The organism is Streptomyces sp. NPDC057428, from assembly GCF_042803195.1.
Classification (GTDB): Bacteria; Actinomycetota; Actinomycetes; order Streptomycetales; family Streptomycetaceae; genus Streptomyces.
The window spans coordinates 62,701-73,953 of sequence record NZ_JBHVCT010000017.1 but is presented as its reverse complement, the minus strand read 5'-3'; the positions used below and the strand labels follow the sequence as shown (position 1 = coordinate 73,953).

At 71.6% G+C, this 11,253-nt stretch carries 8 protein-coding genes; 2 read left to right on the top strand and 6 right to left on the bottom strand.

Annotated elements, in window-relative coordinates; translation table 11 throughout:
* Positions 1-178: 178 nt before the first annotated feature.
* Complete coding sequence (locus ACFU5K_RS09815) at positions 179-1,045, top strand: SAM-dependent methyltransferase (protein WP_384058670.1); 867 nt, start codon at positions 179-181, stop codon at positions 1,043-1,045.
* Positions 1,046-1,104: 59 nt separating this feature from the next.
* Here ACFU5K_RS09815 and ffh read toward each other — a convergent pair whose 3' ends face one another.
* From ffh to ACFU5K_RS09790, 5 genes are all read right to left on the bottom strand, one after another.
* Complete coding sequence (gene ffh, locus ACFU5K_RS09810) at positions 1,105-2,649, bottom strand: signal recognition particle protein (protein ID WP_384058668.1); 1,545 nt, start codon at positions 2,647-2,649, stop codon at positions 1,105-1,107.
* A 122-nt stretch (positions 2,650-2,771) separates the two neighbouring features.
* Positions 2,772-5,225 (bottom strand): [protein-PII] uridylyltransferase, encoded by a 2,454-nt coding sequence (locus ACFU5K_RS09805; RefSeq protein ID WP_384058666.1) that lies wholly within the window; start codon positions 5,223-5,225, stop codon positions 2,772-2,774.
* 32 nt (positions 5,226-5,257) lie between these two features.
* The gene (locus ACFU5K_RS09800; RefSeq protein WP_033304048.1) at positions 5,258-5,596 is read right to left on the bottom strand and encodes a P-II family nitrogen regulator; all 339 of its coding nucleotides are present in this window, start codon (positions 5,594-5,596) and stop codon (positions 5,258-5,260) included.
* Positions 5,593-6,945, bottom strand: a complete 1,353-nt coding sequence (locus ACFU5K_RS09795) for an ammonium transporter (protein ID WP_384058664.1) — start codon at positions 6,943-6,945, stop codon at positions 5,593-5,595. The genes ACFU5K_RS09800 and ACFU5K_RS09795 overlap by 4 nt, the downstream gene beginning before the upstream one ends.
* A gap of 338 nt (positions 6,946-7,283) precedes the next feature.
* On the bottom strand, positions 7,284-8,759 hold the full coding sequence (locus ACFU5K_RS09790) for a hypothetical protein (RefSeq protein WP_384058662.1): 1,476 nt from the start codon (positions 8,757-8,759) through the stop codon (positions 7,284-7,286).
* A gap of 423 nt (positions 8,760-9,182) precedes the next feature.
* Between ACFU5K_RS09790 and ACFU5K_RS09785 the strand changes: the two genes are divergently transcribed.
* A complete protein-coding gene (locus ACFU5K_RS09785) occupies positions 9,183-9,833 on the top strand; it encodes a bifunctional DNA primase/polymerase (protein ID WP_384058661.1) in 651 nt (216 codons plus the stop codon).
* Positions 9,834-9,893: 60 nt separating this feature from the next.
* On the opposite strand, the gene ftsY is transcribed toward ACFU5K_RS09785, so the two are convergent.
* Positions 9,894-11,099 (bottom strand): signal recognition particle-docking protein FtsY, encoded by a 1,206-nt coding sequence (gene ftsY / locus ACFU5K_RS09780; RefSeq protein ID WP_384058659.1) that lies wholly within the window; start codon positions 11,097-11,099, stop codon positions 9,894-9,896.
* Positions 11,100-11,253: the final 154 nt, after the last annotated feature.

Genomic DNA, 11,253 nt, shown 5'->3' with positions numbered 1-11,253 from the left:
TGGGGGCGCACGACGGGAGCACGCGAGCAATGCCATCCCACCCCGTCCGACCTCTGGACGGGACCGCCTGTGCGGAGTTCCCTGGCGTACGGGGGCTGTGGGCACACATGCACAGCACACAGACATGGGGGACCTCACTCGGGCACGACCGACCTCACGGCGGATTGGGGCGCATTCCATGACACCAACGCTCGTCCGGCACCACAGGTACGCGGACCCGTCCGACCCGGTGGACGCCGGTACCCGCGCCCGTGACTGGGCCGAGATCCAGGAGCGCATGCTCGCGCCCCTATACGAGGCGGTGTACGAGCGCCTCGAGGTGGGGACCGGCACGCGGATGCTCTCCCTCGACTGTGGTTCCGGGCTGGCGCTGCTGATCGCGGCCTCGCGCGGGGCGCGCGTCACCGGCGTCGACAGCGACCTGGAACGGCTCGCCCTGGCCCGTGAACGCCTGCTCGCCGGGACGGGCCAGGAAACCGGCACCGGGAGCGGCGCTCCGCGCGCCAGGCTCGTGGACAGCGTCACGGCGGCTGCCGCGGACCGCCCGGCGCCGTACAACCTGCTGACCGCCTTCCAGCCGATCGGCTGCACGGACGGTGACTCCGAGGGGCTCGCGCCCGCGCTGGCGTCGGCCGTTCCGCTGGCCGTGCGCGGGACGACGGTGGTGCTGGCCGGCTGGGGGCCGCCGGAGCGGTGCGCCACGGCTCCGGTGCTCCGGGTCGCGGCCCGGCTCACCGAGTCCGCGCGCGCACCGCGCCCTCAGGCCGGCTGGCGGCCTGCTCTGCGGGACGACCTGGAGGACGTTGCGGCCCGGGCGGGACTGAAACCGGACGGCTCGGGGCGGGTGTCCTGCCCGTTCGGATACGCGGACGTGGACAGCGCGGTGCGCGGGCTGCTGTCGACCGGGCTGTTCGACGCCGCCGTACGTGCGACGGACCGCGACCAGGTGGAGAAAGAGGTCGCGGAAGCCCTGCATCCGCATCTGCGGGCCGACGGCACGGTGTGGATGCCGAACGTCTTCCGCTACCTGGTGTGCGTGACCTGACGGGAGCGCGAAGGGGCGCCCCGCCGGGCGGGCGCCCCTTCCTCCGTGCGGCGGGCCGGTCAGCCCATGAACTTCTTGAACTCGTCGGGGAGTTCGAAGTTCTTCTCCTGGGCGGGCAGGTTGAACGCGCCACCCTGCGCCGCCTGCTCCCGGCGGGCCGCCTCGGCCTGCTCCTCGGCCTTGCGCTTCATCGGGTTGCCGCTCTTGCGCTTGCCCTTGGCCTGCTTGACCTGCTTCTTCTGACGGCCGGGGCCGCCCCCCATGCCCGGCATGCCGGGCATCCCCGGCATGCCGCCGCCCTGGGCCATCTTCGACATCATCTTGCGGGCCTCGAAGAAGCGCTCCACGAGGTTCTTCACCGCGGAGACCTCGACACCCGAACCCTTGGCGATGCGGGCCCGGCGCGAGCCGTTGATGAGCGTGGGCTCGGCGCGCTCCTTCGGGGTCATCGACTTGATGATCGCGGCGGTGCGGTCCACGTCGCGCTCGTCGATGTTGTTGATCTGGTCCTTGATCTGCCCCATGCCGGGCAGCATCCCGAGCAGCTTGGAGATGGAGCCCATCTTCCTGACCTGCTCCATCTGCGCCAGGAAGTCGTCGAGCGTGAAGTCCTTGCCCTTGGTCGACGCCAGCTTGGAGGCCATTTTGGCGGCCTCTTCCTGGCTGAAGGTCTTCTCCGCCTGCTCGATAAGGGTGAGCAGGTCACCCATGTCGAGAATGCGGGACGCCATGCGGTCGGGGTGGAAGGCGTCGAAGTCCTCGAGCTTCTCACCGTTCGACGCGAACATGATCTGCTTGCCCGTGACGTGGGCGATCGACAGGGCGGCACCACCGCGGGCGTCGCCGTCGAGCTTGGACAGCACCACGCCGTCGAAGCCGACGCCGTCACGGAAGGCCTCCGCGGTGTTGACCGCGTCCTGGCCGATCATCGCGTCGACGACGAAGAGGATCTCGTCGGGGCTCACCGCGTCGCGGATGTCGGCGGCCTGCCGCATCAGCTCCTCGTCGATGCCGAGGCGGCCGGCGGTGTCGACGATGACGATGTCGTGGACCTTGGCCTTGGCGAACTCGATGGAGTCCTTGGCCACCTTGACCGGGTCGCCCACGCCGTTGCCCGGCTCCGGCGCGTACGCCGCGACACCCGCGCGGTCGGCGACGACACTCAGCTGGTTCACGGCGTTGGGCCGTTGGAGGTCACACGCGACGAGCAGCGGGGAGTGGCCCTGGGACTTGAGCCAGAGGCCCAGCTTTCCGGCGAGGGTGGTCTTACCGGCACCCTGCAGGCCCGCGAGCATGATCACGGTGGGCGGGTTCTTCGCGAACCTCAGCCGCCGGGTCTCGCCGCCGAGGATGCCTACGAGCTCCTCGTTGACGATCTTGACTACCTGCTGGGCCGGGTTCAGCGACTGGGAGACCTCGGCGCCGCGCGCCCGCTCCTTGACGTTGGCGATGAACGCGCGCACCACTGGGAGGGCGACATCGGCCTCGAGCAGGGCGATACGGATCTCGCGAGCCGTGGCGTCGATGTCCGCCTCGGACAAGCGGCCCTTGCCCCTGAGGTTTTTGAAAGTCGCGCTAAGGCGGTCGGAGAGAGTATCGAACACGGCGCTCGTCGGTCCTCAGGGTCGGGGGCGGGGCAGGTCAGTCGCCCTCCAGGGTATCCGGACCCCGGAGAACGCAAAGCCCTCGCCCGTTTCTCGTGACGAACGGACCTGGAGCAGCACTGTCAGCCCAGCTCCTTCTCGACCTCCCTGGCCACCTCGGCGGCCCGTTCCGGGGGCAGCGGCGCGCCCTCGGTGTCCGTGACGTAGAAGGCGTCCACGGCGTTCGCCCCGAGCGTGGAGACATGGGCGCTGCGCACCCGCACCGCGCTCTGCTCCAGTGCCCGTCCGATCCGGTGCAGCAGCCCCGGGGCGTCCTGGGCACGGACCTCGATGACCGTGGCCAGGCGTGATCCGGCCGGGGCTACGGCCACCCGGGGCGGCGGGGCCTTCACCCCGCGCCGCCGGGGGTAGGCGGCCTCGCGTTCGGCGAGCCTGGCCCGGATGTCCAGGGAGCCGTCCAGGGCGCGTACGAGGTCGGCACGGAGCCTGGCGGCCTGCGGGAGCGAACCGTACTCGGCCGCGACCCGCCAGCTGAGCACCAGCAGATCCGCCTTGCCCCCCAGTCCGGTGGGGAGCTCGACGGCCCGCAGGTCGGCGGCGCGAACGGTGAGGCGGTGGAGGGCCAGCACTCCGGCGGCGACGGGCAGCACCCCGGCGCGGTCGGGCAGGGCGATGAGGAGTTCGACGCCGACGGGCTCGGGCCGGCCGTCCTCGGAGGGCGGTTCCGGCCGGGTGTGCAGCGACAGCACGGGTTCGCCGGTGCGCAGGGCCTCGACGGCCAGACGCTCCTGCTCGGCGCTGGGGGCGAGCGGCTCCGGCACCGGGGGCTCCTCACCCGCGAGGAGCGCGGCGACCCGCCCGACGAGGTCGGCGACGAGTGAGGCGCGCCAGGCGCTCCAGGCGGCGGGACCGGTGGCCAGCGCGTCGGCCTCGGTGAGCGCGTGCAGGAGTTCCAGGGTGGAGGCGCTGCCGACGGCGGTGGCGACGGCGCGTACGGTCGCCGGGTCGTCGAGGTCGCGCCGGGTGGCCGTGTCGACGAGCAGCAGGTGATGGCGTACGAGCGTGGCCAGGACGCCGACGTCCTGTCTGTCGAAGCCGATGCGGGTGGCCATGTCCCGGGCGATGACCTCCCCCGCGACGGAGTGGTCCCCGGGCCAGCCCTTGCCGATGTCGTGCAGCAGGGCCGCGACGAGCAGCAGGTCGGGGCGGCCGACGCGGCGGGTGAGGTGGGACGCGCGGACGGCCGTCTCGACCAGGTGGCGGTCGACGGTCCAGGTGTGGACGGGGTTGCGCTGCGGCCGGCAGTGGACCCGCTCCCAGTCGGGCAGCAGGCGGGTGATGATGCCTTCCGACTCGAGGGCCTCCCAGACGCCCACGGACGCTTCCCCGGCGCCCAGCAGGGTGACGAGTTCCTCGCGGGCCTCGGGAGGCCACGGCACGGGCAGCGGCTGGGCCGCGGTGCTCAGGTGGCGCACGAGGTGGCGGGAGAGCGGCAGTCCGGCCTCGGCAGCGGCGGCTGCCGCACGGAGGGTCAGCACGGGGTCGCGTTCCGGGCGCGCGGTGCGGGCGAGGGCGACCTCGCCGTCGGCCTCGACGACGCCTTCGGCGAGCGGGGTGCGTTCGGGGGCGGCCTTGGCGCCACCGCCGAAGAGGGTCCGCAGCCGGGGCCGTGCCGAGCGGGAGCGCAGGACTCGGTTGACCTCGCGCCAGGTGACGTCGGTGGCGTACGAGACGGTCCGCGCGGCCTCGTACACCTGGCGCAGCAGGGCGTCGGCGTCAAGAAGGCCGAGGGCCCCGGCGACCTGGTCCTGTTCCTGAAGGGCGAGGCGGTCGGTGGCCCGTCCGGTCGTGAGGTGGAGGGCGTCGCGGGCGTCCAGCAGGGTGCGTCGGGCCTCGGCGAGCCCTTCGCGGGGGGCGTCGGCGACCCAGGAGGCGGCGACGGCGCGCAGGGCGGTCGCGTCGCGGAGGCCTCCGCGAGCCTCCTTGAGGTCGGGTTCGAGGAGGAACTGGAGCTCACCCATGCGTTCGGCGCGCTCGCGGCAGAGCTCGTCGAGGGCCGGCAGACGCTTGGGGGCCTGGTTCCGCCAGTCGGCGAGGATCGTGGTGCGCAGTCCGGCGACGAGGCCGATGTCGCCGGCGACGGGGCGCGCGTCGAGCAGTCCGAGCTGGACCTTGAGGTCCTCCGCCGCGGTGCCGCGTGCTTCGCCGGGGGTGCGTACGGAGTGGTCGAGGGCGAGGCCGAGGTCCCAGACCGGATACCAGATCCCGTCGGCGAGGGCGGCGACCGCGGCGGCGTCGGCGGTGCCGTCGTGCAGGAGCAGGAGGTCGAGGTCGCTGCGGGGCGAGAGTTCGCCCCGGCCGTATCCGCCGACGGCGACGAGGGCCGCGCCCCGGATGCCCGCCCGCTCGGCTGCCGCGGTGAACAGACCGGTCAGCCAGTCGTCGGTGAGCCGGGCGAGCGCCGCACGGCGCGGCGGCCCGGGCCTCGTCTCCTCCTGGAGGAGACGCAGCCGGGCCGCCGCGTAACCGCTGGGTCCCGAGTCCTCGGATTCGGTGGTCACTTCGGTGCTCGTCACCCAGCTGCCTTTCCGTTCACAGGAACCGTCGGTCAGAGTGCGTCCGGGCCGCGTTCACCCGTCCGCACGCGGATGGCCGTGTCGACCGGGACGCTCCAGACCTTTCCGTCACCGATCTTGCCCGTCCTGGCGGCCTTGACGACCACATCGATGAGCTGTTCGGCGTCCTCGTCCTCGACCAGCACCTCGATGCGGATCTTCGGGACGAGGTCGACGGTGTACTCGGCACCCCGGTAGACCTCGGTGTGGCCGCGCTGACGCCCGTAACCGCTGGCCTCCGTGACCGTGAGGCCCTGGACGCCGAAGGCCTGGAGGGCCTCCTTGATCTCGTCCAGGCGGTGCGGCTTCACGACTGCGGTGATGAGCTTCATACGTCCACCTTCTTGTTCGTCGGGGCTGCCCCGTTGCCGGGCGCCGATGCCGTGGTGCGCGGGGCGGAACCGCCGCCGGCGCCGCTGAAGTCGTACGCGGTCTCGGCGTGCTCGACCTGGTCGATGCCGGAGATCTCGACGTCCTCGCTGACGCGCATCCCGATGGTCTTGTCGAGGAGGAGGGCCAGGATCGCGGAGACGACCAGAGAGTACGCGAGGACCGCGAAGACACCGACGGCCTGCTTGCCGAGCTGGTCGAGCCCGCCGCCGTAGAAGAGGCCCTTGGCGTCGGACTGCACTCCGCCGGTCGCGAAGAAGCCGATGAGCAGGGAGCCGAGTACACCGCCGACGAGGTGGACACCCACGACGTCGAGGGAGTCGTCGTAGCCGAACTTGTACTTGAGGCCGACCGCCATGGCGCACACGACGCCGGCGATGACACCGATCGCGATGGCGCCGAGCGGGCTGACCGCTCCGCCCGCGGGGGTGATGGCGACGAGGCCCGCGACGGCGCCGGAGGCGGCACCGAGGGTGGTGAAGGAGCCGTGGCGGACCTTCTCGTAGGCGAGCCAGCCGAGCACCGCCGCGCCGGTGGCGACCTGCGTGTTGACGAACATGACGGCACCCACACCGTCGTCGTTGCCGAGCCAGGAGCCGGCGTTGAAGCCGAACCAGCCGAACCACAGGAGTGCCACGCCGAGCATCACGAGCGGCAGGCTGTGCGGCCGCATCGGGTCCTTCTTGAAGCCGACCCGCTTGCCGATGACGAGGATCACGCCGAGGGCTGCGGCACCGGCGTTGATGTGCACGGCCGTACCACCGGCGAAGTCGATGACGCCCAGCTCGAAGAGCCAGCCGCCGGCGCCCCAGACCCAGTGCGCGACCGGGAAGTAGACCACGGTGACCCAGAGGGTGATGAACAGGGCCCAGGAGGTGAACTTGACGCGGTCCGCGAGGGCGCCGCTGATGAGGGCGGGCGTCAGGACGGCGAACATCAGCTGGAAGACCGCGAAGACGTACACCGGGATGGTGTAGCCGTCCCACAGCTCGGTGACCCCGATCCCGCTGAGGCCGACGTAGTCCGAGCTCCATCCGATGACGGAGCCGACGTCGGTGCCGAACGCGAGGCTGAATCCGTAGAGGACCCACAGGATCGTGACGATCCCGAGGCTGATGAAGCTCATCATCAGCATGTTCAGGGTGCTCTTGACGCGGACCATGCCTCCGTAGAAGAAGGCCAGGCCCGGGGTCATGAGCATCACCATGGCGGTGCAGATGAGCATGAACCCTGTGTTGGCGGCAGACAGCTCGGGGGCGTCTGCGGCAAGCGTCGTGATGCCTGGGGGCATCGGCGTCTCCTCGTCCTCGGGGCGGCCTCGTGCGGGGGTGCGGGCCCACGGTGAAAAGGTGCGGGCCGGCTATGCGCCATGAGATTCGCGCAACGCGGTTTCCACGAATGCCGCACGATGTTTCGCCGCAGTGACGAAGGGAGCCCGCGTGTTACGTACCGGTGAACCACCGGTGTCGGACCCGGTGCGCTGCCTACCATGCCCGCAGCGCCGCATACGGTGCGCTCCGATCACCCCGGGACGTGAACCGGCCACGGCAGCGACCCGCTGACCTGGCAATGGGGGAGCCGAGTCGGGTGGTACGGGGCGGCTGTCGTGGCCGGTGGAACGTGTGCCGGTCAGACCGCTTCGGCGGTCTCCGGGAGCTGCTCGGTGAGCAGGTCGGTGAGCCGGGCGACCTCGGGGATGTCACCGAAGTCCCTGGCAGCGGTGTCGACGGTCTTGCGGAGCCTGGTGTTGACGCGCTCCGATCTGACCTTCCTGGCGATCTTCAGGGCCTGGGTGGCCAGCACGGTCGACTCCTCCGGCTCGCGCTTGAGGAGATGCACCGTGGCCATGCCGATCAGATTCAGCGCGTAGGACCTCTGGTGTTCGTCGTCGTCCCCGAAGAGCTTGACGGCGCGGGCCATGACGGGCTCCGCGAGTGAGGCGTAGGTGGGGCTGCGGCCCGCGACATAGGCGAGGTCACGGTAGGAGTGGGCGTTCTCGCCGTGCAGCTCGGCGTCGGAGAAGAAGCGGATCCAGTCGGGCTCGGGCTCGTCGTCGAGCACGGCGTCGGCGAAGGTGTCCTCGGCCATCCGGACCGCTCGCTTGCACCTGCTCGGCTGGCCCATGTTGGCGTACGCGCGCGCCTCCATCGCATACAGCATGGCCTGGGTCCTGGCGGTGGCGCACTCCCGGCTTCCGTACTGGGCGAGGTGGATGAGTTCCAGGGCGTCGTCGGGCCGGCCGAGGTGAATCATCTGCCGGCTCATGCTGGAGAGGATGTACGAGCCGAGCGGCTTGTCCCCCGCCTCCTTGGAGGCGTGCAGGGCGAGCACGAAGTACTTCTGCGCGGTGGGCTGGAGGCCCACGTCGTAACTCATCCAGCCCGCCAGCTCCGCCAGTTCGGCAGCGCAGCGGAACAGCCGCTTGGAGGTGGCCTCGGGCTGCGGCTCCTGCAGCAGGTCGGTGACCTCGTGCAGCTGACCGACGACGGCCTTGCGGCGCAGCCCGCCACCGCACTGGGCGTCCCATTGGCGGAACATCGCCGTGGTGGACTCCAGCAGGTCGAGCTCCGGCCCTGAGAGCCGGGACGGCCGGCTCACCGCGACCGGGCGCTCGGGTTCACCCTGCGCCGCGGGGGCCACGGGCACCAGCCAGCGCTGCATGGGTTCGATAAGGGTGGGCCCCGCCGCCAGGGCGAGGGAGCTGCCGAGGAATCCGCGCCGGGCGAGCATGAGGTCGCTGCGGGAGAACTCGCTGAGCAGGGCGACGGTCTGAGGGCCGGCCCAGGGCAGGTCGACGCCCGCCACCGAGGGTGCCTGATGGGCGGCGCGCAGTCCGAGGTCCTCGACGGCGACCACGGTGCCGAAGCGCTCGGAGAAGAGCTCCGAGAGGATGCGCGGGATCGGTTCGCGGGGCTGCTCGCCGTCGAGCCAGCGGCGCACCCGGGAGGTGTCGGTGCTGATGTGGTGGGCGCCCATCTGGCGTGCCCGGCGGTTCACCTGCCGCGCGAGCTCCCCCTTCGACCAGCCGCTGCGCACGAACCACGAACCCAACCGCGCGTTGGAGCGCTTCCCGGCATCCGTCTCGCCTGCGCCGCTGCCACCCACTGGAACGCCCCCATCCCGCTGAAACCCGTCGCGCGAACCTCTATCAGAATGCCGTGCCTCGGTGCCTTCTGTACGCGCGTTGCGCACCGTCGAACAGATCATCGGATTGCCTGGGGCATACCCAGGGGCACATGCAATTGCAGGTTCGAGTACCCACGGTAATCCTACGATCACCGCTGCCGCGACGGTGATTGCTGAAACGCCACCATTCGCCACCCCTTCGGATGAACGCGCTCGGGGCGGACCGCGATTGACTTGACAGACCGCGATCAGCAGCAGGCGGAGTGAGGCGTTCTGGGGCGTGGGCGCCGCATCGCGCACCCCATGTACGCCACCCCGTGCGCCGCCGGTCCGGGGCGGCCGCGGATGCCTTCGGTGACTCCGGGTCGTAACCACCGGCGAGTCGGACCCGTTGGAGGGGGCATGGGCTTCACGATCGGCGGCATCCGGGAGATGCGCTCGGGCGGGCCGCGGCGCCGCCGCCGCGCGGGCGGGGCCACGGCGGTGGCCGAGTACACAGGGCTGTGGGGCTGGGCCGTGACGCCCGGCGCGCGGGCGGCCGCGGGCGTCTGCTCGTGCGGCGACCCCGCATGCGCGGCCCCCGGCGCCCATCCGCTGGGCTTCGCGTCGGAGGTCCCTCCCGGCGCCACCCTCGGCATGGCCGCGGACGCCTGGGCCGAGGTGCCGGGTGCGTCGGTGCTGCTCCCCGTAGGCCGGAGCTTCGACGTGCTCGACGCCCCCGAGACGGCCGGCCGTCGCGCGCTGGTGCGTATGGAACGGATGGGGCTGCCGCTGGGGCCGGTGGCGGTCACCCCGACGGGGCGCGCACAGTTCTTCGTGGCCCCCGGGGCCGCTGCCGGACTGCCCGGCCTGCTCTACCGGATGGGCTGGGACGACGCGGATCTGGACCTGCGGGCACTCGGAGCGGGTGCGTACATCACGGCGCCGCCCTCGGACCTCGGCGGCCTCGGTCCCGTCCGCTGGCTGCGGCCACCGGCGCCCGGGACGGCCGCCGCTCCCCCGCAGGCAAGGCTGCTGCTGGGCACCCTCGCCTACATATGTCACCGGTGGTGAGCGCCGAAGGGCGGTGAACCTCTCGGGTCCACCGCCCTTCGCCCGCGTGCCGCGCCTCGGTCAGTCGCCGATCAGAGCGTCGACGAAGGCGCCCGGCTCGAACGGGGCGAGGTCGTCCGGGCCCTCGCCGAGGCCGATGAGCTTCACCGGGACCCCCAGCTCGCGCTGAACGGCGATGACGATGCCGCCCTTGGCGGTGCCGTCCAGCTTGGTCAGGACGATGCCGGAGATGTCGACGACCTCGGCGAAGACCCGTGCCTGCACCAGCCCGTTCTGCCCGGTGGTGGCGTCCAGCACGAGCAGGATCTCGTCGAGCGGACCGTGCTTCTCCACGACGCGCTTGACCTTGCCGAGCTCGTCCATCAGGCCCGTCTTGGTGTGGAGCCGGCCCGCGGTGTCGATGAGGACCACGTCGGCGCCTTCGGCGATACCTTCCTTCACCGCGTCGAAGGCGATAGACGCGGGATCGCCGCCCTCGGGACCGCGCACCGTGCGCGCACCGACACGCTCGCCCCAGGTCTGGAGCTGGTCGGCCGCGGCGGCGCGGAAGGTGTCCGCGGCGCCGAGGACGACGCTGCGGCCGTCGGCGACGAGCACGCGGGCGAGCTTGCCCGTCGTGGTCGTCTTGCCGGTGCCGTTGACTCCGACGACCATGACGACGCCCGGGGTCTCGGCACCGCCCTCCGTCTTGACCTCGCGGTCGAGACCGGGACCGAGCAGGGTGATGAGCTCCTCGCGCAGGAGCGCGCGCAGCTCGTCGGGCGTACGGGTGCCGAGGACACGGACCCGCTCACGGAGCCGCTCCACCAGCTCCTGGGTGGGGGCCACTCCGACGTCGGCGGTGAGGAGGGTGTCCTCGATCTCCTCCCAGGTGTCCTCGTCGAGGTTGTCGCGGGACAGGAGCGTGAGCAGCCCCTTGCCCAGGGAGTTCTGCGAACGGGCGAGCCGGGTGCGCAGGCGGACCAGGCGGCCCGCGGTGGGCTCGGGTACTTCGAGCGCGGGGATCTCCGGCTCGAGGACCACCGGGGTGTCCTCGACGGGAGTCCCGGTGCCGGGAAGACCGACCTCCTCGATGGTGCGCCGCGCTTCGTCGCGCGGCGTCTCGGCTTCCTCGCCGACATGGGGTTCGGCGGGAGGAGTGATGGTCGGCGTGCTCGACGGTGCCGAGGGCGGCAGCTGCTTCTTCTTGCGGCTGCTGACCACGAGCCCGCTGATCAGGGCGACCGCGACCAGGGCGATGACTACAGCAAGGATGACGATTTCCATAACGTGTCCAGTATCGGCCACGGCTGTGGTCCGGGCGCGGTTCCGGAGGGCGGCAAGGGAGACCGTTAGAGCTGTATGCCACTTTTGGGGGTAAACGCACACTGCTGCCCGTGGAGAACCGCGGCCTGGATTCCGTCCCCGACGCCGAGCGCAC

Bases quoted from the DNA above. Each gene is read 5' to 3' on its own strand.
- ACFU5K_RS09815 (WP_384058670.1), top strand. From the start codon at position 179: ATGACACCAACGCTCGTCCGGCACCACAGGTACGCGGACCCGTCCGAC.
- ACFU5K_RS09795 (WP_384058664.1), bottom strand. From the start codon at position 6,945: ATGCCCCCAGGCATCACGACGCTTGCCGCAGACGCCCCCGAGCTGTCT.
- ACFU5K_RS09800 (WP_033304048.1), bottom strand. From the start codon at position 5,596: ATGAAGCTCATCACCGCAGTCGTGAAGCCGCACCGCCTGGACGAGATC.
- ftsY (WP_384058659.1), bottom strand. From the start codon at position 11,099: ATGGAAATCGTCATCCTTGCTGTAGTCATCGCCCTGGTCGCGGTCGCC.
- ACFU5K_RS09785 (WP_384058661.1), top strand. From the start codon at position 9,183: ATGGGCTTCACGATCGGCGGCATCCGGGAGATGCGCTCGGGCGGGCCG.